This is a genomic window from Pseudomonas beijingensis (assembly GCF_030687295.1).
GTDB lineage: Bacteria > Pseudomonadota > Gammaproteobacteria > Pseudomonadales > Pseudomonadaceae > Aquipseudomonas > Aquipseudomonas beijingensis.
Window position 1 is genome coordinate 2,827,338 of record NZ_CP117425.1, and the last position, 24,491, is coordinate 2,851,828.

Consider the following 24,491-nt stretch of genomic DNA (forward strand, 5'->3'; position numbering starts at 1 on the left):
AGCTTGAAAAATCAGGTGCCCCGAGCCGTGGCTCAAGGGGCGCGGTTATTCGTTATGGCCGCTGATGCGGCGACCCCAGGCCTGGGCCGTGGCGATCAGTGTCGGTTCGTCCATGCGGGTCAGTCGGCCATCCTCCAGTAACGGCTTGCCACCTACCCACAGGTGTTTGACGCAATCGCGGCCAGTGGCGTAGATCAACTGCGACACCGGGTCGTAGATCGGCTGCTGGGCCAGGCCCGACAGGTCAAAGGCCACCAGGTCGGCGGCCTTGCCGACTTCCAGGGAGCCGACGGTCGCTTCGATGCCCAGCGCCCGGGCGCCGTTGAGCGTGGCCATGCGCAGCGCCCGATGGGCATCCAGGGCCGTGGCCGAACCTGCGACGGCCTTGGCCAGCAGGGCAGCGGTGCGGGTTTCGCCGAGCAGGTCCAAGTCGTTGTTGCTCGCCGCACCGTCGGTGCCGAGGGCGACATTGACGCCGGCCTGCCACAGGCGTTCCACCGGGCAGAAACCGCTGGCCAGCTTCAGGTTCGATTCCGGACAGTGGATCACGCTGCAATTGCTTTCTACCAGCAAGGCCTGGTCTTCGTCGCTGATTTGAGTCATGTGCACGGCCTGGAAGCGTGGCCCCAGCAGGCCAAGGCGCCCGAGGCGAGCCATGGGTCGCTCAGCGGTGTTATCCACAGCCTGCTGCACTTCGAAGGCGGTTTCGTGAACATGCATATGAATAGCCGCGTCCAGTTCCTCGGCGATTACGCGAATTTTCTCCAGGTTCTCATCGCCCACCGTGTAGGGCGCGTGCGGACCGAATGCGACTTTGATCCGTGGGTGGTGCTTGAGATCGCCAAATAATTCGATGCCCTGACGAATGGCGTCGTCGGCGCTGGCGGCACCGGGAATCGGGAAATCGAGGATCGGAATGGCGATTTGCGCACGAATCCCGCTGTCGTGAACGCGCTCGCTGGCGACCTTGGGGTAGAAATACATGTCGGAGAAGCAGGTGATGCCACCCTTGATCTGCTCGGCGATTGCCAGGTCGGTGCCATCGCGGACGAAATCTTCATCGACCCATTTGGCTTCAGCCGGCCAGATGTGCTGTTCCAGCCAGGTCATCAAGGGCAGGTCGTCAGCCAAGCCGCGAAACAGGGTCATGGCCGCGTGGCCGTGGGCGTTGATCAGGCCGGGGCTGAGCAGCATGCCGGGCAGTTCACGGACCTCGGTGGCGTCACACTTCAGGGCTTCTGCCCGTGGGCCGATGAACACGATGCAACCGTCGCGAATGCCCAGGCCATGGTCCTTGAGCACTACACCGGCGGGTTCGACAGGCACCAACCAGGTCGGCAGCAATAATAAGTCGAGCGCAACGGCAGGCTTGGGCATCGTGGAACGGTTCCATGGGGTATAAAGGATGGCGAAGTATACCCGAGCGTCTTCGCGGAGGGATCGCTATAATCGGCGGCTTTTGTTCATGAGTACGGGGTGAAGGATGCGCGATCGACTATTGGCTGCGGAGAAGGTGAAGGCCATCGATTGGCGTGATGGCGTGCTGTACCTGCTGGACCAGCGTATCTTGCCGTTCGAGGAGAACTGGATCGCCTGCACCCGTGTCGCCGACGTGGCCGAGGCCATTGGCTCGATGGCCGTGCGCGGTGCGCCGGTCATCGGCATCAGTGCCGCTTATGGTGTGGTGCTGGCGGCGCGGGCCAGGATGGCCGAGGGCGGTGATTGGCAAGCGGCCCTGGAGGTCGATTTTGCCTTGCTGAGCGAGGCCCGGCCGACGGCGGCGAACCTGTTCTGGGCGCTGGATCGAATGCGCGATCGGCTGGGCCGCTTGAAAGACCATGCCGAGCCGCTGGCGGTGCTGGAGGCCGAAGCCATTGCGATCCATGAGAGCGATCGCGAAGCCAACCTGACCATGGCCCAGTTGGGCGTCGACCTGATCCGCAAGCACCAGGGCAACGCCCAGGCCATCCTCACCCATTGCAACACCGGCGCCCTGGCCAGCGGTGGTTTCGGCACGGCCTTGGGGGTCATCCGGGGGGCGTATATCGAAGGCATGGTGGAGCGCGTCTATGCCGACGAAACCCGTCCGTGGCTGCAAGGCTCGCGCCTGACGGCGTGGGAACTGGCTCGCGAGGGTATTCCGGTGACCCTCAACGCCGATTCCGCCGCTGCCCACATCATGAAGACCAAGGGGGTGACCTGGGTGATCGTCGGTGCCGACTGCATCGCCGCCAATGGCGATGTGGCGAACAAGATCGGCACTTATCAATTGGCGGTCTGTGCCATGCACCATGGCGTGCGCTTCATGGTCGTGGCGCCGAGCTCGACCATCGACATGAGCCTGGCCAGCGGCGATGACATTCCGGCGCAGGAGTGCGACGGGCGCGAACTGCTGGAAATCGACGGCAAGGGGCTCGGTCTGGAGGTGGACGCCTTCAACCCGGTCTTCGATGTCACCCCGGCGGATTTGATCGACGTTATCGTCACGGAAAAGGGCATCATCGAGCGTCCAGACACCGCGAAGCTTGCGCAGTTGATGTGCCGTAAGCGGTTGCACTGAAGATTTGGGGTGTCTGATCCATCGCCTTCGCGAGCAAGCTCGCTCCCACACTGGATTTGTGTTGTGTCCGAAGTCTCAGGCATACAAAAATTCCCCTGTGGGAGCGAGCTTGCTCGCGATGAGGCCCTTAAAAGCAACAAATCCCTTGCATTTGCCCCCTGAATCTCCATCCGCAACGCTTCTAAGCCCCTCTGGTCCCATATCAGCCTGTCACCGGTCAACTAACTACGCACCATGCGCATCTGGGGGATAGGTGCGTGGCGGCTCTTGTGATAACATCCGGCGGTTTCCAGGGCTGCCTCGCGAGGTGGCCTTTACTGCGCAGATCCATGGCATAACTCGTTGATTTGTCGTAAGTCGCTGCACGGCATTTGTTCTGCAGCGGCGAGCTTCGTTCGTCCCATCTGGATGTGACGAGGTTTCACCAGAAAAAGGAATCAGGCTTCTCATGGGCGAACTGGCCAAAGAAATCCTCCCGGTCAATATCGAAGACGAGCTGAAACAGTCCTACCTCGACTACGCAATGAGCGTAATCGTCGGGCGGGCGCTGCCGGATGCGCGCGATGGCTTGAAGCCCGTGCACCGGCGCGTGCTGTTCGCGATGAGCGAGCTGGGCAACGACTTCAACAAGCCGTACAAGAAATCCGCCCGTGTCGTCGGCGACGTGATCGGTAAGTATCACCCCCACGGCGACACTGCCGTGTACGACACCATCGTTCGTATGGCACAGCCATTCTCCCTGCGCTATCTGCTGGTAGACGGCCAGGGCAACTTCGGTTCGGTGGACGGCGACAACGCCGCGGCCATGCGATACACCGAAGTGCGCATGACCAAGCTGGCCCACGAACTGCTGGCCGACCTGCACAAGGAAACCGTGGACTGGGTGCCGAACTACGACGGCACCGAAATGATCCCGGCGGTCATGCCGACCCGTATCCCGAACCTGCTGGTCAACGGCTCCAGCGGTATCGCCGTGGGCATGGCGACCAACATCCCGCCGCACAACCTCGGTGAAGTCATCGACGGTTGCCTGGCCCTCATCGACAATCCCGAGCTGACCGTCGATGAACTGATGCAATACATCCCCGGTCCGGACTTCCCGACCGCTGCGATCATCAACGGTCGCGCTGGCATCATCGAAGCCTACCGCACCGGCCGTGGCCGCATTTACATGCGCGCTCGCTCGACCGTCGAAGACATTGACAAGGTCGGCGGCCGCCAGCAGATCGTCATCACCGAACTGCCGTACCAGCTGAACAAGGCCCGCTTGATCGAGAAGATCGCCGAGCTGGTGAAAGAGAAGAAGCTCGAAGGCATCACCGAGCTGCGTGATGAGTCCGACAAGGACGGCATGCGCGTCGTGATCGAGCTGCGCCGTGGCGAAGTGCCTGAGGTGATCCTCAACAACCTCTACGCCCAGACCCAGCTGCAAAGCGTGTTCGGCATCAACATCGTTGCGCTGATCGACGGCCGTCCGCGGATCCTGAACCTCAAGGACCTGCTGGAAGCCTTCGTGCGTCACCGTCGCGAAGTGGTCACCCGCCGTACCGTATTCGAACTGCGCAAGGCCCGCGAGCGTGGTCACATTCTCGAAGGCCAGGCCGTCGCCCTGTCGAACATCGACCCGGTGATCGCCTTGATCAAGGCCTCGCCAACGCCGTCGGAAGCCAAGGAAGCGCTGATCAGCACGCCTTGGGAGTCCACGGCGGTGGTGGCCATGGTCGAGCGCGCTGGTGCCGATTCGTGCCGTCCTGAGAACCTCGATCCGCAATACGGCCTGCGCGAAGGCAAGTACTTCCTGTCCCCGGAACAGGCGCAAGCCATCCTGGAACTGCGCCTGCACCGCCTGACCGGCCTGGAGCACGAGAAGCTGCTGGCCGAGTACCAGGAGATCCTCAACCAGATCGGTGAGCTGATCCGCATCCTCAACAGTGCCACGCGCCTGATGGAAGTGATCCGCGAAGAACTGGAAGTGATCCGCGCCGAATACGGCGACGTGCGCCGCACCGAAATCCTCGATGCGCGCCTGGACCTGACCCTGGGTGACATGATCCCGGAAGAAGAGCGCGTGGTGACCATTTCCCACGGCGGCTACGCCAAGACCCAGCCGCTGGCTGCCTACCAGGCCCAGCGTCGCGGCGGCAAAGGCAAGTCGGCGACCGGCGTCAAGGATGAGGACTACATCGCTCACCTGCTGGTCGCCAACAGTCACACCACGCTGTTGCTGTTCTCCAGCAAAGGCAAGGTGTACTGGCTCAAGACCTATGAAATCCCTGAGGCGTCCCGTGCGGCTCGCGGTCGTCCGTTGGTCAACCTGCTGCCGCTGGACAGTGATGAATACATCACCACCATGCTGCCGGTGGAGGAATACACCGAAGGTCACTTCATCTTCATGGCCACCGCCAAGGGCACCGTGAAGAAGACCCCTCTGGAATCCTTCAGCCGCCAGCGTAGCGTCGGCCTGATCGCCCTGGAGCTGGACGAAGGCGACGTGCTGATTTCCGCCGCCATCACCGACGGCGAGCGTGAGGTCATGCTGTTCTCCGACGGTGGCAAGGTCACTCGCTTCAAGGAATCCGACGTTCGCGCCATGGGCCGTACCGCCCGCGGCGTGCGCGGCATGCGCCTGCCGGAAGGCCAGAAGCTGATTTCCATGCTGATCCCCGAAGAAGGCAGCCAGATCCTCACCGCTTCGGCCCGTGGTTATGGCAAACGCACGGCCATCAGCGAGTTCCCTGAGTACAAGCGTGGCGGCCAGGGCGTGATCGCCATGGTCAGCAACGACCGTAACGGCCGCCTGGTCGGTGCTGTCCAGGTGCTCGATGGCGAGGAGATCATGTTGATCTCCGACCAGGGCACCCTGGTGCGCACGCGAGTCGCCGAAGTGTCGAGCCTGGGTCGTAACACCCAAGGCGTGACGCTGATCAAACTGGCCAGCGACGAAACGCTGGTCGGGCTTGAGCGGGTCCAGGAGCCGTCGGAGGTTGAAGGCGAGGAGTTGGAAGGCGAGGACGGCGTGGCGTTCGACGGCACCCTGGGTGCCGATGTCGACGACGCTGTCGGTGACCAACCGCTCGACGCTGCCGCAGACGAAGAAGAACCGCAGGACTAAGCGGACACGCAGGGGGCGGATGAAAATTCGCCCCCTTGTTGTTTGTTCCTTTTGAAATTTCGTATCAAATTGCAGCTTTGTGAGAGCAAGGCTTGTGTGGGAGCAAGGCTTGTGGGAGCAAGGCTTGTGGGAGCAAGGCTTGCCCGCGATGGCGGTAGACCAGTCAACATCAATGTTGGATGACAGTCTGCTATCGCGGGCAAGCCTTGCTCCCACACCTTTGCTCGCCCGCCCTAGGTCCACAATGCGCACCACCTGATACCGTATTAATTGCGTGAACCACCAGATCAGAGCGAGATTGGATGTGAGCAAGAGAGCCTATAACTTCTGTGCCGGCCCGGCGGCGCTTCCTGAGGCGGTCCTGAAGCGTGCCCAGGGCGAACTTCTCGACTGGCACGGCAAGGGCCTGTCGGTCATGGAAATGAGCCATCGCAGCGATGAGTTCGTGTCCATTGCCACCAAGGCCGAGCAGGACCTGCGTGATCTGCTGAACATCCCGTCCAATTACAAGGTGCTGTTCCTGCAAGGTGGCGCCAGCCAGCAGTTCGCCCAGATCCCGTTGAACCTGCTGCCGGAAAACGGCAAGGCCGACTACATCGACACCGGCATCTGGTCGCAGAAAGCCATTGAAGAAGCTTCGCGCTACGGGCACGTCAACGTGGCGGCCACCGCCAAGCCCTACGACTACTTCGCGATTCCCGGCCAGAACGAGTGGGAACTGTCCAAGGACGCGGCGTACGTGCACTACGCGCCGAACGAAACCATCGGTGGCCTGGAATTCAACTGGATCCCGGAAACCGGCGACGTGCCCTTGGTGGCCGACATGTCCTCGGACATCCTCTCGCGCCCTGTGGATATCTCCCGTTTCGGCATGATCTACGCGGGTGCCCAGAAGAACATCGGCCCAAGCGGCATCCTGGTCAGCATCATTCGTGAAGACCTGCTGGGTCGCGCCCGTTCCCTGTGCCCGACCATGCTCAACTACAAGGTCGCGGCCGACAACGGCTCGATGTACAACACCCCGCCGACCCTGGCCTGGTACCTGTCCGGCCTGGTGTTCGAATGGTTGAAAGAGCAGGGCGGTGTCGAAGCCATCGGCAAGCTCAACGAAGTGAAGCAGCGCACGCTGTATGACTTTATTGACGCCAGTGGCCTCTACAGCAACCCGATCAACAAGACTGATCGCTCGTGGATGAACGTGCCGTTCCGCCTGGCCGACGACCGTCTCGACAAGCCGTTCCTGGCCGGTGCCGACGAGCGTGGCCTGCTGAACCTCAAGGGTCACCGTTCGGTCGGTGGCATGCGCGCCTCCATCTACAACGCCGTCGACATCAACGCCGTCAATGCGTTGATCGCCTACATGGCAGAGTTCGAGAAGGAACATGGCTGATGTCTGAGCAAGAACTCAAAGCGCTGCGCCTGCGCATCGACGCCCTGGACGAAAAAGTCCTGGAGCTGATCAGCGAGCGCGCGCGCTGCGCCCAGGAAGTCGCCCGGGTGAAGATGGCCTCCCTGGCTGAAGGCGAAGTGCCGGTGTTCTATCGCCCCGAGCGTGAAGCGCAGGTGCTCAAGCGTGTCATGGAGCGCAACAAGGGGCCGCTGGGCAACGAAGAGATGGCGCGCTTGTTCCGCGAAATCATGTCGTCGTGCCTGGCCCTCGAGCAGCCGCTGAAAGTCGCCTACCTGGGGCCGGAAGGCACGTTTACCCAGGCAGCCGCCATGAAGCACTTCGGTCACGCCGTGATCAGCAAGCCGATGGCGGCCATCGACGAAGTGTTCCGTGAAGTCGCCGCCGGCGCGGTGAATTTTGGCGTGGTGCCGGTGGAGAACTCCACCGAAGGCGCGGTCAACCACACGCTGGACAGCTTCCTCGAGCACGACATGGTGATCTGTGGCGAAGTCGAGCTGCGCATCCACCACCACCTGCTGGTGGGCGAGAACACCAAGACCGACAGCATCAGCCGGATCTATTCCCACGCCCAGTCGTTGGCCCAGTGCCGCAAGTGGCTGGACGCCCATTACCCGAACGTCGAGCGCGTGGCGGTCTCGAGCAACGCCGAGGCGGCCAAGCGGGTCAAGGGTGAGTGGAACTCGGCGGCGATTGCCGGCGACATGGCGGCTGGCCTCTACGGGCTGACGCGCCTGGCGGAAAAAATCGAGGATCGCCCGGACAACTCCACGCGGTTCCTGATGATCGGCAGCCAGGAAGTCCCGCCAACCGGCGACGACAAGACCTCGATCATCGTGTCCATGAGCAACAAGCCCGGCGCGCTCCATGAGCTGCTGGTGCCGTTCCATGACAACGGTATCGACCTGACGCGGATCGAGACCCGTCCGTCGCGCAGCGGTAAATGGACCTACGTGTTCTTCATCGATTTCGTCGGCCACCACCGCGATCCGCTGGTAAAAGGTGTGCTGGAGAAAATCAGTCAGGAAGCAGTGGCACTCAAGGTGCTGGGTTCCTACCCCAAGGCAGTTCTTTAAGGGCGGATAGCAAATGAGTGGCAACTTCCTCGCTCTGGCTCAGCCAGGCGTGCAACAACTCTCGCCTTACGTTCCGGGCAAGCCCGTGGACGAACTGGCCCGTGAGCTGGACCTGGATCCGGCCAGCATCGTCAAGTTGGCGAGCAACGAAAACCCGTTGGGCGCGAGCCCCAAGGCGCTGGCGGCGATCCGCGACGAACTGGCCGAGCTGACCCGTTACCCCGATGGCAACGGCTTTGCACTGAAGAGCCTGCTGGCCGAGCGCTGTGGCGTCGAGCTGAACCAGGTGACGCTGGGCAACGGTTCCAACGACATTCTTGAGTTGGTCGCCCGTGCGTACCTGGCGCCAGGTCTCAACGCGGTGTTCAGCGAGCACGCGTTCGCGGTCTACCCGATCGCGACCCAGGCCGTCGGCGCGGATGCCCATGTGGTTCCGGCCAAGGACTGGGGGCACGACCTGCCGGCCATGTTGGCGGCTATCGACGCCAACACCCGCGTGGTCTTCATTGCCAACCCGAACAACCCGACCGGCACCTGGTTCGATGCCCAGGCCCTGGATGACTTCCTTCAAGACGTGCCCGCGCACGTGTTGGTGGTGCTGGACGAGGCCTACATCGAATACGCCGAAGGCAGCGATTTGCCCGATGGCCTGGATTTCCTCGCCGCCTACCCGAACCTGCTGGTTTCGCGCACGTTCTCCAAAGCTTATGGCCTGGCTTCGCTGCGGGTCGGCTACGGCTTGTCCACCGCGGTGGTGGCCGATGTGCTGAACCGCGTGCGCCAGCCGTTCAACGTCAACAGCTTCGCCCTGGCCGCCGCCTGCGCCGCATTGCAGGATGAAGCCTACCTGGCTGAAAGCCGTCGCCTCAACTCGGCCGGCATGGAGCAGTTGGAAGCCGGGCTGCGTGAGCTGGGCTTAGGCTGGATTCCATCCAAAGGCAACTTCATCTGTGTCGACCTGGGACGTGTCGCCGCGCCGGTGTATCAGGGGCTGTTGCGCGAAGGTGTGATTGTGCGTCCGGTGGCCAATTACGGCATGCCGAACCACTTGCGCATCACCATCGGCCTGCCAGCGGAGAACAGCCGTTTCCTTGAGGCGTTGAGCAAGGTTCTGGCTCGTGGTTGATGTCACTTCACTGCAACCTGTTGCCCCTATGATCGGTCGCCTGGTAGTGGTCGGCCTGGGGTTGATTGGCGGTTCGTTTGCCAAGGGCTTGCGTGAAAGCGGCCTGTGCCGCGAGGTGGTCGGTGTCGACCTGGATCCGCAGTCGCGCAAGCTGGCGGTGGAGCTGGGTGTGGTCGATCTCTGCGAGGATGACCTGGCGATTGCTTGCCAAGGCGCGGACGTGATCCAGCTGGCGGTGCCGATCCTGGCCATGGAAAAACTGCTGGCGCGCCTGGCGACCATGAGTTTGGGGCAAGCGATCCTGACCGACGTCGGCAGTGCCAAGGGCAACGTCGTGCGCGCTGCCACCGAGGCTTTCGGCGGGATGCCGGCGCGCTTTGTGCCCGGCCATCCGATTGCCGGTTCCGAGCAGAGCGGGGTTGAAGCCTCCAATGCGGAACTGTTTCGTCGTCACAAAGTGATATTGACTCCGCTGGAGCAGACCGACCCGGCTGCGCTGGCGGTGGTGGACCGTTTGTGGCGCGAACTGGGCGCCGATGTCGAGCACATGCAGGTAGAGCGTCACGATGAAGTGTTGGCGGCTACCAGCCATCTGCCGCACCTGTTGGCGTTCGGCCTGGTGGATTCATTGGCCAAACGCAATGAAAATCTTGAGATCTTCCGTTACGCTGCCGGCGGTTTCCGCGATTTCACGAGAATCGCCGGAAGCGACCCGGTCATGTGGCACGACATCTTCCTCGCCAACCGCGAAGCTGTCTTGCGCACACTCGATACATTTCGCAGCGACCTCGACGCCTTGCGCGACGCGGTCGATGCAGGGGACGGGCACCAATTGCTGGGCGTTTTCACACGCGCCAGGGTGGCCCGCGAGCATTTCAGTAAAATCCTGGCCCGTCGGGCCTATGTGGACGCTATGAACTCCAACGATCTGATTTTCCTGGCACAACCTGGTGGCTCCCTGAGTGGGCGTATTCGTGTACCGGGCGATAAATCGATTTCCCATCGTTCGATCATGCTCGGCTCCCTGGCCGACGGCGTGACCGAGGTGGAAGGTTTCCTCGAGGGCGAAGACGCCCTGGCGACGCTGCAAGCGTTTCGCGACATGGGGGTGGTCATCGAAGGTCCGCACCACGGTCGCGTGACCATCCATGGTGTCGGCCTGCACGGCCTCAAGCCCGCCCCGGGGCCGATCTACCTGGGTAACTCCGGGACCTCGATGCGCCTGTTGTCCGGCTTGTTGGCAGCGCAGGACTTCGACAGCACCTTGACCGGTGACGCCTCGCTGTCCAAGCGCCCGATGAATCGCGTCGCCAACCCGTTGCGGGAAATGGGCGCGGTCATCGAGACGGCAGCCGATGGTCGTCCGCCGATGACCATCCGTGGTGGCAACAAGCTCAAGGGCCTGACCTACACCATGCCAATGGCCAGCGCCCAGGTGAAATCCTGCCTGCTGCTGGCCGGTCTCTACGCCGAAGGCAAGACCACCGTCACCGAACCGGCCCCGACCCGCGACCACACCGAGCGCATGCTGCGCGGCTTCGGCTACCCGGTCACGGTGGATGGCGCCACGGCGTCGGTCGAGTCTGGCAGTAAGCTGACTGCGACCCATATCGAAGTGCCGGGCGATATCTCATCGTCGGCGTTCTTTCTGGTGGCCGCCTCGATCGCCGAAGGCTCCGACCTGGTGCTCGAGCACGTCGGCATCAACCCGACCCGCACCGGTGTGATCGACATCCTGCGCCTGATGGGCGCTGACATTACCCTGGAAAACCAACGTGAAGTTGGCGGCGAACCCGTAGCCGACCTGCGCGTACGAGCGGCTAAACTCAAGGGTATCGAGATTCCGGAAGCGCTGGTTCCGCTGGCCATCGACGAGTTCCCGGTGTTGTTCGTGGCGGCCGCCTGTGCAGAAGGGCGCACCGTGCTGACCGGCGCCGAAGAACTGCGGGTCAAGGAATCGGATCGCATCCAAGTGATGGCGGACGGCTTGTTGGCCTTGGGTGTCAAGTGCCAGCCAACGCCGGACGGCATCATCATCGACGGCGGCCAGATCGGCGGCGGCGAAGTCCATGGTCACGGTGATCACCGCATCGCCATGGCTTTCAGTGTTGCGTCTTTGCGCGCCAGCGCGCCGATTCGCATCCATGATTGCGCCAACGTCGCGACGTCGTTCCCGAACTTCCTGGCGCTGTGCGCGCAGGTCGGTATCCGAGTAGCACAAGAGGCACAGTCGTGAACATCAAGGCACCGGTCATCACCATCGATGGCCCAAGCGGTTCAGGCAAGGGCACTGTCGCCGGGATCCTGGCCAAACAGCTGGGCTGGAACCTGCTCGATTCGGGTGCCTTGTACCGTCTGCTGGCGTTCGCCGCCGCCAACCATGGCGTCGACCTGACCAATGAAGAATTGCTCAAGGCGCTGGCGGCTCATCTGGACGTGCAGTTCATTGCGGCAACCGACGGTCAGCTCCAGCGCATCATCCTGGAAGGCGACGAAGTCAGCGACGTCATCCGTACCGAAAGCGTGGGCGCCGGGGCCTCCCAGGTCGCCGCGCTGCCAGCGGTGCGCGAAGCCTTGCTGCAACGCCAGCGTGCATTCCAGGAGCCGCCGGGGCTGGTGGCTGATGGCCGCGACATGGGCACGGTGGTGTTCCCCGACGCGCCGCTGAAGATCTTCCTCACTGCCAGCGCCGAGGAGCGGGCGCGCCGCCGATATTTGCAGTTGAAGGGCAAAGGCGAGGATGTTAGTCTGTCGAGTCTGCTAGATGAGATCCGTGCACGCGACGAGCGTGACACCCAGCGCGCAGTAGCCCCGCTAAAGCCGGCGGCCGATGCGATACAGCTGGATTCCACGGAGTTGTCCATTGATCAGGTGTTGCAACGCATCATGAGCGAGATCGCGCTTCGCGATATCGCCGGGTGACAGGAAGCTCCGCAGGGGACCAGTCATAGTCCTGCGGCGCTTCTTTTATATGAAACTAACCCACACCGTCTGGGGTGTGGAGATGGGCGTTTACTTCGCCCTAATCAACAGGAATTAAAATGAGCGAAAGCTTTGCGGAACTCTTTGAAGAAAGCTTGAAAACCCTGAACCTTCAGGCAGGCTCCATCATCACCGGCGTTATCGTTGATATCGATTACCAGGCTCGCTGGGTAACCGTTCACGCTGGTCTGAAGTCTGAAGCGCTGATCCCGCTTGAGCAGTTCTACAACGACGCTGGCGAACTGAACATCAACGTCGGTGACGAAGTTCACGTTGCGCTGGACTCGGTTGAAGACGGCTTTGGTGAAACCAAGCTGTCCCGTGAAAAAGCCAAGCGTGCTGAATGCTGGATCGTTCTGGAAGCGGCCTTCGCAGCTGAGGAAGTGGTCAAGGGCGTTATCAACGGTAAGGTTAAAGGCGGCTTCACTGTCGACGTTAACGGCATCCGTGCGTTCCTGCCAGGTTCCCTGGTTGACGTCCGTCCAGTGCGCGACACCACGCACCTGGAAGGCAAAGAGCTGGAATTCAAGGTCATCAAGCTGGACCAGAAGCGCAACAACGTTGTCGTTTCCCGTCGCAGTGTCCTGGAAGCCGAGAACTCCGCCGAGCGTGAAGCTCTGCTGGAATCGCTGCAGGAAGGCCAACAGGTCAAGGGTATCGTCAAGAACCTCACCGATTACGGCGCATTCGTCGATCTGGGTGGCGTCGATGGCCTGCTGCACATCACCGACATGGCCTGGAAGCGTATCAAGCATCCTTCGGAAATCGTCAACGTTGGCGACGAGATCGATGTCAAGGTTCTGAAGTACGATCGCGAGCGCAATCGTGTTTCCCTGGGCCTCAAGCAACTGGGTGAAGATCCATGGGTTGCTATCAAAGCCCGTTACCCAGAAGGCACCCGCGTCACCGCTCGTGTTACCAACCTCACCGACTACGGCTGCTTCGCTGAGCTGGAAGAAGGCGTTGAAGGCCTGGTACACGTTTCGGAAATGGACTGGACCAACAAGAACATCCACCCTTCGAAAGTCGTACAAGTCGGCGACGAAGTGGAAGTCATGGTTCTGGACATCGACGAAGAGCGTCGTCGTATCTCCCTCGGCATCAAGCAGTGCAAGTCCAACCCATGGGAAGACTTCTCTGGCCAGTTCAACAAGGGCGATAAAATCTCCGGCACCATCAAGTCGATCACCGATTTCGGTATCTTCATTGGTCTGGACGGCGGCATCGACGGCCTGGTTCACCTGTCCGACATCTCCTGGAACGAAGTGGGCGAAGAAGCCGTACGCCGTTTCAAGAAGGGCGACGAGCTGGACACCGTTATCCTGTCGGTTGACCCAGAGCGCGAGCGTATCTCCCTGGGTATCAAGCAACTGGAAAGCGATCCGTTCTCCGAGTACGTTCAAGAGAACGACAAAGGCGCAATCGTTAAGGGCATCGTGAAAGAAGTTGACGCCAAAGGCGCCATCATCACCCTGGCCGACGATATCGAAGCGACTCTGAAAGCCTCCGAAATCAGCCGTGACCGCGTTGAAGACGCGCGCAACGTTCTGAAAGAAGGCGAAGAAGTAGAAGCCAAGATCATCAGCGTTGACCGCAAGAGCCGCGTAATCCAGCTCTCCATCAAGTCGAAAGACGATGCTGAAGAGAAAGAAGCAATCCAGAGCCTGCGCGACAAGCCAGCCGCTGACATTGCTGCTGGTCCTACCACTCTGGGTGACCTGCTGCGTGCACAAATGGAAAAACAGAACTGAGTTCTGTCAGACCATAGAAAAAGGGCGACTTCGGTCGCCCTTTTTTGTGGGCGCGATTCGGGAAGCCCGGCTTTGCTCGTTTCACTTACGCTGTCTGGTCTCGCTGTGAAACCAATCCTGCAACCCGGCTGTCTCTTTCTTTAAGTGGATCAAGCATCTATCAAGGCTGGACTACAGATGTCGTGGCTCTCCGGAACAATGTGGGAGCGAGCTTGCTCGCGATAGCGCCAGGTCATGCACCACCCAGTCGAGTATTGGATATTTAAGGAGATGAATGAACAGGCTCATCCTGGTATTCGCGGCATTGGCATTGGCATTGGCATTGGCAGGTTGCACCACAAGCGCCAAGACCCACGCAGTGCGTGGTGTCAGCGGTATCGAGGTCGACTGCTCAGGGTTGGGCTCTGGCTGGGAGAAGTGCCATAAGAGAGCCGCAAGGGAGTGCAAGGGCGCTGGCTACAAGGTCATTACCCGATCAGACGACGCCAAAGATGACGATCAGTACCCCTTTGGTTTCAATCCGGCTGGCTATCTTACTCGTACGATGCTGGTCATTTGCCGGTAGCTTGAGAAACCTCCCCGTCTGCATGGAAGGAAGCGGCAAGGGAGTAATAGAGGAATGTCAATACTTGGGCTGTTCAAATCCCTCCGGTCATGCTAAAACCTTTTCAAGCGATTTTCCTAGCTGCTTGAAAAAGAAGGGAAAAATATGACGAAGTCGGAGTTGATCGAACGAATTGTCACCCATCAAGGGCTACTCTCATCCAAGGATGTGGAACTGGCCATCAAGACCATGCTTGAACAAATGTCCCAGTGCCTGGCTACGGGTGATCGCATCGAGATCCGTGGCTTCGGCAGCTTTTCCCTGCATTACCGCGCCCCACGGGTTGGGCGCAATCCGAAGACCGGTCAGTCCGTCAGCCTTGACGGCAAGTTTGTTCCTCATTTCAAGCCAGGCAAAGAGCTTAGGGATCGGGTGAATGAGGAGGAGGGCGATGAGCTCTGACGCAGCACTAAAGCAAAGGAATTCTCATGCGGAACTTTAAACGCTTGGCCCTGGTCGTACTTGCGCTGCTCGTGGCCTCAGCTATCGTCTTGTTCGTGCTTGAAAACAACCAGCCGGTTGCGCTCCTGTTTCTGGGCTGGTCAGCTCCGCAGCTTCCTGTCTCGGTTTTCGTGATCCTGGCGCTTCTCGCTGGTATGATAGCCGGGCCGTCGCTTGCGTGGTTCCTGGGAATGCGCAGACGGGCAAAATAATGGATATGTGAGCCCAGTAGTCTTGGTGTAAGGATCACGGCCAATAACTTTGTTCTGACTATGGGGGGCGTTTTGTTCGAATTTACTTTGATTCCATCTACAGCTTTATTTACAGAGAGCTCGCGTGCCTTACCTTTTGATGGGGGTGTTGTGTTTACTGCCAGCGAGGCTCTTTATGCAAAATGATCGTGATGATATTCGTAGAGCTGATGAAGTAGATCTGATTGAGCTTATTCAAAGTCTTTGGAATCAAAAATGGCTCATACTGAGCGTTACTATCTTGATAGCTGCCGGTTTCGGCGTTTATGCCTTTCTCGCAAAACCTGTCTATGAAGCGAAGGTTTTTATTGTACCTCCAACTCAGAACGGCATCGCTGAGCTGAATTATGGGCGTGGGAAAAGCACAGAGCTTGACCCTTATTCGATCGGATATGTGTACGGTGTTTTTACCCGAAATTTACAAGGAGAGTCACTTCGCCAGAAGTTTTTTAATGATATCTATCTCCCCTCTCTCTCTGAGCAAGCGCGTCAGGGGGCAATGGATCGATTGTATGAGGGTTTTTCTAAGCAGCTGGTTATAAAAGGTGGGAGTAAGGATGCTCCGGATCGATATTCTGTAACTGTTCAGGGGGGCGATCCCGTGAAGGCCACAGAATGGATCAAGGCTTATGTATCGCGCGCCAGCGAAGCTGCCGAGCTGGAGTTAGTTAAGAACGTAACTGCCGAAGCAGCGGTGAGAGCTCGAAATTTGGAGCAGCGGATTATCAGCTTGCGTGAAAATGCACAGCGTATACGCGAAGATCGTATTCAGCAGCTTCGTGAGGCGCTGAAAATAGCTGAGTCCATAGGGCTAACCGGCCCGGCAATAAAATCTACAGCCGCAATTGATATAACCGTAGAGGCTGGTAGTAAGATGGATTACCAACGGGGAAGCAAAGCGTTGGCTGCCGAAATTAATGCTTTGGAGTCTCGTGCCTCAGACGATGCTTTTATATCGGATTTACGGTCATTGCAGATGCGATACAACTTTTACCGAAAGTTAAATGTTGATCCCGAAAATATCTCGGTTTATCGGCAAGATGGTAGTGTTGAAGTGCCTGAGAGTCCTATAAAGCCCAGGAAGATTTTTATTCTTGGTGTGGGCGTAATCATTGGTCTTCTGTTTGGTGGGTTTGTGGCTTTGATTCGGTTTTTTCTGGCGCGTGCTAATGTGCATGAAAGAGTGAATCATTAATTATATAGCGCCAATTGTCCCGATAAATGAAGTGAGCATCGTCAAATGAGTCCGCGGGGTTTGCTAAATCTCGCGATTCAGTTGTCATTTTTTATTTTATAGGTTGCTCATAAAACTCCAGTGCTGCGTTTGACGCGATCAGCTCGATGTCTCACTCTTGGATCAGTAGCGGCCTCCCTTAGTTGCTACAGATATCCACTTTTTTAAGGTGTTTTTAGTACGTTCTAAGTTGACATGTATTCATACAAGCTCATTTTGTTGTAGAGACGCATACATCCAGTACTCTAAATAATCTAATGATATTTGGGATGGTTCTTGCTCGCGATTGCGTTCGGCGCTGCTACAGTTGCATCTAAGCTTTTCTCCAAAGTTGAGTTATCATTTTCAGGGAGCGAGTAATGTTTGATGTCAATCACGTGTTCCCTGATTCAATAAGACTTATGCTGGGTTAATTTCATTTCATATGGGTGGAGATGACCTGTGAGATCAATTTAATGGAACGATGTGAAATGTGGATAGGCATCCAGTGTGATGCCGGTTGAGGTTTGGTGTGCTTGGGTGGCGCGCCATTTTTTTTGGGGCTCGCCTTTACGATTTTCAGCTTGTGCAGAGATTTATTCGCTTCGTCCAAAGGGATCGAGGTACTTATTTTGCTGAATCTCGCTCAGGGCCGACAAAATTTTGACCATTGCAGTCATTTGTCAATCGGATTGAGATTGTATCTATCCAGGGGTGAGCTAGGTCATGAAGAGTCAATAGAATTTTATTGGCATGAATGATATCTTCATGACGATGAAATCGAAAATTGTGTCTGAGCGGAGTAGAGCGCTTAATCAGCAAGCGGCCGGTTGCTGATGGCTAAAAGCTATTAACTTTTGATGTGGGCGTCCATGTCCCCGCATGAGGTCTGATGACCTGGTGGATCAGGCGTTTCAAGAAGCGGTAGTAAATGCTAAGGCAATAATGTGCCTATATGGGTTAACTGAACAAAACAGAAGCGTAAAAATGAGGGGATAGCCCCCTGTCAAAAACGCTTGGTTACAAAAAATAGGGAGTTGTGTTTGATGTCAAGCTTGAAGCAGGCGAGCGTCGCCAAATTTAAGAATAAAGAGGCCGTTATCGGCATAGTGGGCCTCGGCTACGTCGGTCTGCCTCTGATGCTTCGATATAACGCTATTGGTTTCAAAGTGCTAGGTATAGATATTGATGTTTCAAAAGTAGAGGCGTTGAATTCAGGGAAAAGCTATATCGAACATATTTCCAGTGAAAAGGTTTTCCTTGCACGCCAAAGTGGTTTTGAAGCAACGGTCGACTTCACGCGTGTTGCGGAATGTGATGCCTTGATCCTATGTGTGCCTACTCCTTTAAATAAGTATCGTGAACCTGATATGAGCTTTGTGATTAATACTACAAACGCTCTTAAACCTTTTCTTCGTCCGGGGCAAATTGTTTCTCTGGAGAGCACCACTTACCCGGGTACAACTGAAGAGGAGTTACTGCCACGCGTGGAGGAGGGTGGTCTGCGCGTTGGACAGGATATTTTTTTAGTTTACTCACCTGAGCGTGAGGATCCAGGCAATCCAAATTTCGAAACACGTACGATACCTAAGGTGATCGGTGGGCATACCCCGGCTTGCCTTGAGGTGGGAATAGCGTTGTACGAACATGCTATTGATAAGATTGTATCCGTCAGTTCAACCAAAACTGCGGAAATGACAAAGTTGTTGGAAAATATACATCGAGCTGTGAATATTGGTTTGGTTAATGAAATGAAGGTCGTGGCTGACCGGATGGGGATAGATATTTTTGAGGTTGTTGACGCCGCAGCGACCAAGCCGTTTGGCTTCACGGCCTATTACCCAGGGCCTGGCTTGGGGGGGCACTGTATCCCAATTGATCCATTTTATCTGACCTGGAAGGCTCGTGAATATGGCCTGCATACCCGATTTATTGAATTGTCGGGTGAGGTCAATAAAGCGATGCCTGAATATGTTGTAAACAAGTTGATGGATGGACTGAATGACCGAGGCAAGGCGCTTAAGAATAGTCGAGTATTAGTTTTGGGTATTGCTTACAAAAAAAATGTCGACGATATGCGAGAGTCTCCCTCTGTGGAAATTATGGAGTTAGTTGCAGCTAAAGGTGGGGTAGTTGCCTACAGCGATCCGCATGTCCCTGTTTTTCCAAAAATGCGAGAGCATAATTTTAATCTTGTAAGTGAGACGCTTTCGGCCGAAAATATCGCCAGCTTTGATGCGGTGATTTTGGCGACGGATCATGATGGGTTTGATTACAGCTTTATTTCTAAGCACTCAAATTTATTAATTGATACGCGTGGAAAATATCGAATCTCAGAAAAACATATCATTAAAGCTTGATTGCTGGAGAGGTGATCTTGAAACGTTTTGCTCTAATTGGTGCAGCGGGTTATATAGCTCCACGTCATATGCGTGCAATCAAGGATACAGGTCATGAGCTGGTCTCCGCTTATGATATTAATGATTCAGTTGGTATAATTGATAGTATTTCACCTCAGAGTGAGTTTTTTACTGAGTTTGAGCGCTTTTATGAACATGCTTGGAATTTGAAGCGAGATCCCGCCCAGGCATTAAATTATGTAGCTGTATGTTCGCCTAATTATCTTCATAAGGCCCATATCGCTGCGGGGTTGCGTTTGGGGTGCGACGTTATTTGTGAAAAGCCGTTGGTGCCAACGTCGGAGTGTCTTGATGAGCTTGTTCTAATTGAGCAGGAAACGGGGCGCCAAGTATACAATATCCTACAATTGCGTCATCACCAGGCAATTATCAAACTCAAGGATGAAGTTTCTCGAGAATTCCTTGAGCATAAGCATGATGTAGAGCTTACCTATATCACTTCGCGGGGTAAGTGGTATATGGAAAGCTGGAAGGGCGATCCACGTAAGTCCTATGGCGTGGCTACCAATATTGGTGTGCATTTCTACGATATGCTGCATTTTATATTTGGGAAGCTTCAGAGAAGCGTCGTTCACTTTAATAGTGAATATAAGGCAGCCGGTTATCTGGAATACGAGAAGGCTCGCGTGCGGTGGTTTCTATCAATTGATGCCAACGATCTGCCGGAAGCGGTGAAAGGCAAAAAGCCTACCTATCGCTCGATCACAGTCGATGCCGAAGAAATGGAGTTTTCTGAGGGGTTTACGGATCTTCACACTGTAAGTTATGAGGAAATACTTGCGGGGCGTGGTTATGGCCTTGAGGATGCCCGGCACTGTGTCGAGACGGTTGAAAGTATTCGATCTTCAATGATTTGCAGTGTTCGGGATGATGAAGGTCACCCGTTTCTTCAAAACTTGAACAGATGAGCAATCTATGAACTATCAGTTACACCCTTCCGCTATCGTGGATCCAGGCGCCGAGATCGGAAGCGGGTCGCGCATATGGCATTTTGTTCATGTTTGTTCGGGTGCGCGTATCGGTGAAGATTGTTCGCTTGGTCAGAACGTGTTTGTGGGTAATTGTGTTGTTATAGGTAATAACGTAAAAATTCAAAATAATGTGTCAGTCTACGATAACGTCACTCTCGAAGATGATGTTTTCTGCGGCCCGAGCATGGTATTTACCAACGTATATAATCCACGTAGCGCAGTTTCTCGCAAAGATGAATATAGGGATACGTTGGTTAAGCAAGGTGCCACGTTAGGTGCTAACTGTACTATTGTATGTGGCGTAACGATTGGTGAGTACGCATTCGTTGCCGCAGGTGCGGTTGTTAATCGGGATGTCAAGCCCTACGCATTGGTGGCCGGTGTGCCAGCTAAGCAGATCGGCTGGATCAGTCAGCAAGGAGAGAGGGTACCACTCGGCCTTGCTGGAGAGGGGACGTATACATGTCCTCACACAGCACAACGTTATAAATTAGTTGCTGGCTATCTGGAGTGCACTGGCGCATGAGCATCCCTTTCGTTGATTTAAGAACTCAGTATGAGGCATTGAAGGAAAACATTCAGTGCCGGATTAATAACGTTCTTGAGCATGGGCAATACATTATGGGGCCTGAAGTTGCAGAACTTGAGTCGCGGCTTTCTGTCTACACAGGTGCCAAACACTGCATAACAGTCTCCAGCGGTACTGACGCACTACTCATTAGTTTAATGGCTTTAGGTGTGGGACCTGGTGACGAGGTAGTGACAACTCCATTCACCTTTGCGGCTACTGCAGAAGTCATCGTTCTGTTAGGGGCAATACCCGTTTTCATTGATATAGATCCACTTACTTGCAATATCGACGTGACGCAATTAGAGGCGGCAATTACAAGCAAAACAAAAATAATTATGCCTGTAAGCCTTTATGGTCAGCCTTCAGATATGGATGAAATAAATGCTATTGCGGCTCGCTACGGAAATATACCAGTAATAGAAGATGCTGCACAAAGTTTTGGAGCTGATTACAGAGGCAAAAAGAGCTGCAACTTGTCTACTATTGGTTGCACTAGTTTTTTTCCAAGTAAACCGCTGGGATGCTACGGAGATGGCGGTGCGATTTTTACATCGGATGATTCGATTGCTCAAACGTGTCGGGAAATTCGGATTCATGGACAAAGTAAGCGTTACTGGCATACCCGTATTGGTTTAGGCGGTCGAATGGATACGCTGCAGTGTGCCATCGTCTTGGCTAAACTTGAGCGTTTTGATTGGGAGGTCGCTCAGCGTATAGAAATAGGTAGTACCTATAACAAAATGATGGATGAGTTGGGTGTGGAACGAGTTCGGCAGAAAGCGGATCGGACAAGTGTATTTGCTCAGTACACGGTTTTGATAGAGAATCGAGAAACTCTTCAGGAATTGCTTAGTTTGAAGGGTATCCCTACAGCGATACACTACCCTGTACCCTTGAACGAGCAGCCCATCTACCGGGGTTACGGTCTTGCGATCGACACACCAGTTTCCACTGCAGTAGCAAAAAGAGTATTGAGTTTGCCGATGAGTCCCGATGCATCTGAAATTATTAATCATGTGTGGGCGGGGTTAAGGGAAGCGCTAGAGCACGTCTCTCATGATTGTGAAAGTAACAGGTAATGATTAGGAAGTTATTCGGCAATGCCGGTATTTTCCTTGCGGCCAATATAGTTAACGCCGGAATTCCGTTTCTCTTGCTTCCGTTTCTCACTCGTGTGCTGACACCAGCTGACTACGGTGTGGTTGCTATGTTTGGCGTGATGGTGAGTTTGTTTGGTGCCTTCACAGGGTTGAGTGTACATGGAGCGGTTGCTGCGCGCTATTTTGAGTTGGATAAGCTCTCTTTGGCGCGTTACGTGGGTGGATGTCTTATTATACTTGCTGTAAGTACTATCGCGGTTTTCCTGGTGGTTGGGATATTTGGAAAATGGTTAGTTAAACCGACTGGTGTGCCTTTTGAGTGGTTACTCGCTGCTGTCCTCGTTTCCGGTGCTCAATTTATAGTTAATGTAAAGCTCACTTTATGGCAAGTGAGCCGCGCGGCAAAAAAGTATGGATCTTTTCAAGTGCTGCAGGGCTTAACGAATGCCGGCTGTTCATTAGTGCTTATATTCGGTTTTTTGATGGTTTGGGAGGGTATAGTATTAGGGCAGATTTTCGCAGTCTTGATATTTGGTAGTGTAGCGTTATTTTGGCTCATTAAAAGCAAAGAGGCTGCTCTTCCTTCCTCCAAAGAAGGGGCGGTCGGGGATGCTCTTCGATTTGGAGTGCCGCTTATTCCACATGTGGTTGGTGGTTTGGTAATGGTGGTTGCCGACCGTTTTGTTATTGCAAATATGTTAGGTGTTGAATCGGTAGGTATTTATACACTGGCGCTACAGTTTGGGCTTATTTTGGGCTTGGTAGCTGATGCTTTCGTTAAGGTCTACGGCCCGTGGTTATATGGAAAACTGAAAGAGAATACTGCCGGATCGAGAATGGAAATTGTGGGTGTTACTTATCTCGTGTGGTTATGTTTTTTGTTAATGGCATTAATGGCGACTTTCTTTTGTAAGCTGTTTTTTACGGATATGGTTGGGGCTGAGTTTCTTAGGGCACAGGAAATTGTGTTCTGGTTTTTTCTTGGGCAGATGTTCAAGGGGATGTATTTTTCGATCGCGGGGTTCTTTTTTTTCTCCTCGAGAACGAGCAATGTTTCCATTGTGACAATATTCACTGGGGTGTTTTCTATTGTCGCTACGATGTTTCTTGTGAAGTTGCTCGGAATTAAAGGTGCGGCTATGGCATATGCTCTTTCGGAGAGTGTTTTGTTTTTGCTTGCTTGGCTGCTCTCGTGGAGGGTTTATAGTATGCCATGGTTTGAGGTTTTTTCATCGATGCGGTTTGTCCTGAAGCGGAGTCTTTCTAAGTGAAGGGATTATTAGTGCGGGCTCTGTCGAAGTTTGTAAGTGTTATGCGCTCGACGAGTTGGAAGATAACTTATGCGATGTATCGAGAGCAGTATGAGTTGAATAAAACTTTTAGATTTAATGGCTACTATATTCAGTTTTATGGTCCAGGTAGAATTGAGGGTGGTCGAAATAGCTATATTGGTGAGTTATCTACTATACAATCAGCGTCAGAATGTGTTGTGGTAATTGGCGCTAATTGCCGAATTTCTCATAACGTAAGAATTTATACGAGCTCCGCTATGGCAGACTCTGATTTTTCCAAGCCTCCAGTGGGGACGAAGCAAGGAGATGTAAAAATCGGAGATTTTTGCTGGGTAGGCGCCAATGTATTTATAAACCCTGATGTGACCATAGGTGAAAACTCTGTCGTCGGGGCGAACTCCGTAGTGACGAAAAACATTCCGCCCAATGAAATTTGGGGTGGCGTGCCCGCAAAGCTTATTAGGAGAAAAGCGTGTGCTGCTATATAGTCGGTTTGTATTGCGGTGTGAAATGCGGTTTTTTGGCGGTTAATGATGTATTTATGATTGTGGATTAGATGCGGCTCTGCTGACGTGCTTGTTGTGGAGACTGTTGATAAGCTTGCTTAGTTTGAATAGGAGACTGCTTGTGAAAGCATTGATCACAGGTGCTGATGGTTTTATCGGTTCACACCTTACCGAACTGCTTGTGCGTGAGGGGTATGAAGTAAAAGCGCTTTCTCAGTATAACTCTTTTAATTACTGGGGATGGTTGGAGAATATTGACTGTTTGTCTAGTGTGGAAGTGGTTAGCGGGGATGTTCGAGATCCCCATTATTGCAAACACGTCACCAAAGACGTTGATTTGGTTTTTAATCTCGCCGCTTTAATTGCTATCCCCTATTCTTATGTTGCTCCGGATAGTTATGTCGATACCAATATCAAGGGTACGCTAAATATTTGTCAGGCCGCCTTGGAAAATGGTGTGAAGCGAGTCATACATACATCAACCAGCGAAGTATATGGCACCGCTCAATATGTACCTATAGATGAGAATCACCCATTGCAGGCGCAGTCGCCTTACAGTGCATCGAAAATTGGTGCCGATGCGATGGCGATGAGCTTTTATAATTCGTTTGACCTGCCTCTGACTATCGCCCGGCCATTTAATACCTACGGTCCTCGTCAGTCTGCGAGAGCGGTGATTCCAACCATTATCACTCAGATTGCCAGCGGGAAAAAACAAATTCAATTGGGCGACACTACCCCTACCCGTGACTTCAATTATGTCGCTGATACCTGCCGGGGTTTTCTGGAGTTGGCTCGGTGCAGCGAAGCTATTGGGGAGACAGTGAATATCGGCTCAAACTATGAAATATCCGTAGGCGATACTTTGAACCTCATTCGTGAGTTGATGGGGAGTGATGTGGAATTCCTCACAGATCAGCAGCGGATCCGCCCTGGTAAGTCTGAAGTATTCCGTCTGTGGTGCGATAATACCAAAATCCGTGGGCTCACCGGCTTCGAGCCACAATATGACATTCGTCAGGGGCTTCAGAAGACAATTGACTGGTTGTTGCTTCCCGAGAACTTGGCCAAATACAAAGCCGATATTTATAACGTTTGAGGCGCTCT

General features: G+C 54.9%; 20 protein-coding genes. 19 read left to right on the forward strand and 1 reads right to left on the reverse strand.

Going from position 1 to position 24,491, the window contains the following annotated elements; all coding sequences use genetic code 11:
* Positions 1-45: 45 nt before the first annotated feature.
* Positions 46-1,377 (reverse strand): TRZ/ATZ family hydrolase, encoded by a 1,332-nt coding sequence (locus tag PSH84_RS12845; protein ID WP_122568963.1) that lies wholly within the window; start codon positions 1,375-1,377, stop codon positions 46-48.
* Between the two features lie 106 nt (positions 1,378-1,483).
* Between PSH84_RS12845 and mtnA the strand changes: the two genes are divergently transcribed.
* From mtnA to PSH84_RS12940, 19 genes are all read left to right on the forward strand, one after another.
* Complete coding sequence (gene mtnA / locus PSH84_RS12850) at positions 1,484-2,560, forward strand: S-methyl-5-thioribose-1-phosphate isomerase (protein WP_305483021.1); 1,077 nt, start codon at positions 1,484-1,486, stop codon at positions 2,558-2,560.
* A gap of 448 nt (positions 2,561-3,008) precedes the next feature.
* The gene (gene gyrA, locus PSH84_RS12855; RefSeq protein ID WP_305470278.1) at positions 3,009-5,672 is read left to right on the forward strand and encodes a DNA gyrase subunit A; all 2,664 of its coding nucleotides are present in this window, start codon (positions 3,009-3,011) and stop codon (positions 5,670-5,672) included.
* 304 nt (positions 5,673-5,976) lie between these two features.
* Positions 5,977-7,062, forward strand: coding sequence for a 3-phosphoserine/phosphohydroxythreonine transaminase (gene serC, locus PSH84_RS12860; protein WP_305470279.1), 1,086 nt, complete (start codon positions 5,977-5,979; stop codon positions 7,060-7,062).
* Positions 7,062-8,156 (forward strand): prephenate dehydratase, encoded by a 1,095-nt coding sequence (gene pheA / locus PSH84_RS12865; protein WP_003199233.1) that lies wholly within the window; start codon positions 7,062-7,064, stop codon positions 8,154-8,156. The genes serC and pheA overlap by 1 nt, the downstream gene beginning before the upstream one ends.
* Positions 8,157-8,169: 13 nt before the next feature.
* Positions 8,170-9,282 carry a histidinol-phosphate transaminase gene (gene hisC, locus PSH84_RS12870; protein WP_305483022.1) on the forward strand — a complete coding sequence of 371 codons (1,113 nt, stop codon included), beginning with the start codon at positions 8,170-8,172 and terminating at the stop codon, positions 9,280-9,282.
* A 28-nt stretch (positions 9,283-9,310) separates the two neighbouring features.
* Entirely contained in the window at positions 9,311-11,518 is a 2,208-nt protein-coding gene (locus tag PSH84_RS12875) for a bifunctional prephenate dehydrogenase/3-phosphoshikimate 1-carboxyvinyltransferase (protein WP_305483167.1), read from the forward strand.
* On the forward strand, positions 11,515-12,204 hold the full coding sequence (gene cmk, locus PSH84_RS12880) for a (d)CMP kinase (RefSeq protein ID WP_122568957.1): 690 nt from the start codon (positions 11,515-11,517) through the stop codon (positions 12,202-12,204). Before PSH84_RS12875 ends, cmk begins: the two co-directional genes overlap by 4 nt.
* A gap of 119 nt (positions 12,205-12,323) precedes the next feature.
* Positions 12,324-14,015 carry a 30S ribosomal protein S1 gene (gene rpsA, locus PSH84_RS12885; RefSeq protein ID WP_053120388.1) on the forward strand — a complete coding sequence of 564 codons (1,692 nt, stop codon included), beginning with the start codon at positions 12,324-12,326 and terminating at the stop codon, positions 14,013-14,015.
* 274 nt (positions 14,016-14,289) lie between these two features.
* Positions 14,290-14,580, forward strand: a complete 291-nt coding sequence (locus PSH84_RS12890) for a hypothetical protein (protein WP_305483023.1) — start codon at positions 14,290-14,292, stop codon at positions 14,578-14,580.
* Between the two features lie 144 nt (positions 14,581-14,724).
* Positions 14,725-15,021 carry an integration host factor subunit beta gene (gene ihfB, locus PSH84_RS12895; protein WP_003199243.1) on the forward strand — a complete coding sequence of 99 codons (297 nt, stop codon included), beginning with the start codon at positions 14,725-14,727 and terminating at the stop codon, positions 15,019-15,021.
* Between the two features lie 26 nt (positions 15,022-15,047).
* The gene (locus PSH84_RS12900) at positions 15,048-15,272 is read left to right on the forward strand and encodes a lipopolysaccharide assembly protein LapA domain-containing protein (protein ID WP_305470282.1); all 225 of its coding nucleotides are present in this window, start codon (positions 15,048-15,050) and stop codon (positions 15,270-15,272) included.
* Between the two features lie 175 nt (positions 15,273-15,447).
* Positions 15,448-16,506, forward strand: a complete 1,059-nt coding sequence (locus PSH84_RS12905; RefSeq protein WP_305470283.1) for an LPS O-antigen chain length determinant protein WzzB — start codon at positions 15,448-15,450, stop codon at positions 16,504-16,506.
* A gap of 1,064 nt (positions 16,507-17,570) precedes the next feature.
* Positions 17,571-18,884, forward strand: a complete 1,314-nt coding sequence (wbpA, locus tag PSH84_RS12910) for a UDP-N-acetyl-D-glucosamine 6-dehydrogenase (RefSeq protein WP_305470284.1) — start codon at positions 17,571-17,573, stop codon at positions 18,882-18,884.
* A gap of 17 nt (positions 18,885-18,901) precedes the next feature.
* A complete protein-coding gene (gene wbpB / locus PSH84_RS12915) occupies positions 18,902-19,852 on the forward strand; it encodes a UDP-N-acetyl-2-amino-2-deoxy-D-glucuronate oxidase (protein WP_305470285.1) in 951 nt (316 codons plus the stop codon).
* A 7-nt stretch (positions 19,853-19,859) separates the two neighbouring features.
* Positions 19,860-20,441, forward strand: a complete 582-nt coding sequence (locus PSH84_RS12920; protein ID WP_122568953.1) for an acyltransferase — start codon at positions 19,860-19,862, stop codon at positions 20,439-20,441.
* Positions 20,438-21,565, forward strand: a complete 1,128-nt coding sequence (locus PSH84_RS12925) for a DegT/DnrJ/EryC1/StrS family aminotransferase (protein WP_305470286.1) — start codon at positions 20,438-20,440, stop codon at positions 21,563-21,565. Before PSH84_RS12920 ends, PSH84_RS12925 begins: the two co-directional genes overlap by 4 nt.
* The gene (locus PSH84_RS12930) at positions 21,565-22,857 is read left to right on the forward strand and encodes a lipopolysaccharide biosynthesis protein (protein WP_305483024.1); all 1,293 of its coding nucleotides are present in this window, start codon (positions 21,565-21,567) and stop codon (positions 22,855-22,857) included. Before PSH84_RS12925 ends, PSH84_RS12930 begins: the two co-directional genes overlap by 1 nt.
* On the forward strand, positions 22,854-23,366 hold the full coding sequence (locus PSH84_RS12935) for an acyltransferase (RefSeq protein WP_305470288.1): 513 nt from the start codon (positions 22,854-22,856) through the stop codon (positions 23,364-23,366). The genes PSH84_RS12930 and PSH84_RS12935 overlap by 4 nt, the downstream gene beginning before the upstream one ends.
* A gap of 139 nt (positions 23,367-23,505) precedes the next feature.
* The gene (locus PSH84_RS12940) at positions 23,506-24,483 is read left to right on the forward strand and encodes an NAD-dependent 4,6-dehydratase LegB (protein ID WP_305470290.1); all 978 of its coding nucleotides are present in this window, start codon (positions 23,506-23,508) and stop codon (positions 24,481-24,483) included.
* Positions 24,484-24,491: the final 8 nt, after the last annotated feature.

Excerpts from the sequence above, each read along its gene's own strand:
- PSH84_RS12920 (WP_122568953.1), top strand. The coding sequence starts at position 19,860 with ATGAACTATCAGTTACACCCTTCCGCTATCGTGGATCCAGGCGCCGAG.
- PSH84_RS12890 (WP_305483023.1), top strand. The coding sequence starts at position 14,290 with ATGAACAGGCTCATCCTGGTATTCGCGGCATTGGCATTGGCATTGGCA.
- rpsA (WP_053120388.1), top strand. The coding sequence starts at position 12,324 with ATGAGCGAAAGCTTTGCGGAACTCTTTGAAGAAAGCTTGAAAACCCTG.
- gyrA (WP_305470278.1), top strand. The coding sequence starts at position 3,009 with ATGGGCGAACTGGCCAAAGAAATCCTCCCGGTCAATATCGAAGACGAG.
- mtnA (WP_305483021.1), top strand. The coding sequence starts at position 1,484 with ATGCGCGATCGACTATTGGCTGCGGAGAAGGTGAAGGCCATCGATTGG.
- PSH84_RS12925 (WP_305470286.1), top strand. The coding sequence starts at position 20,438 with ATGAGCATCCCTTTCGTTGATTTAAGAACTCAGTATGAGGCATTGAAG.
- pheA (WP_003199233.1), top strand. The coding sequence starts at position 7,062 with ATGTCTGAGCAAGAACTCAAAGCGCTGCGCCTGCGCATCGACGCCCTG.
- PSH84_RS12845 (WP_122568963.1), bottom strand. The coding sequence starts at position 1,377 with ATGCCCAAGCCTGCCGTTGCGCTCGACTTATTATTGCTGCCGACCTGG.
- PSH84_RS12930 (WP_305483024.1), top strand. The coding sequence starts at position 21,565 with ATGATTAGGAAGTTATTCGGCAATGCCGGTATTTTCCTTGCGGCCAAT.
- wbpA (WP_305470284.1), top strand. The coding sequence starts at position 17,571 with ATGTCAAGCTTGAAGCAGGCGAGCGTCGCCAAATTTAAGAATAAAGAG.
- hisC (WP_305483022.1), top strand. The coding sequence starts at position 8,170 with ATGAGTGGCAACTTCCTCGCTCTGGCTCAGCCAGGCGTGCAACAACTC.
- ihfB (WP_003199243.1), top strand. The coding sequence starts at position 14,725 with ATGACGAAGTCGGAGTTGATCGAACGAATTGTCACCCATCAAGGGCTA.
- PSH84_RS12900 (WP_305470282.1), top strand. The coding sequence starts at position 15,048 with ATGCGGAACTTTAAACGCTTGGCCCTGGTCGTACTTGCGCTGCTCGTG.
- PSH84_RS12875 (WP_305483167.1), top strand. The coding sequence starts at position 9,311 with ATGATCGGTCGCCTGGTAGTGGTCGGCCTGGGGTTGATTGGCGGTTCG.
- PSH84_RS12905 (WP_305470283.1), top strand. The coding sequence starts at position 15,448 with ATGCAAAATGATCGTGATGATATTCGTAGAGCTGATGAAGTAGATCTG.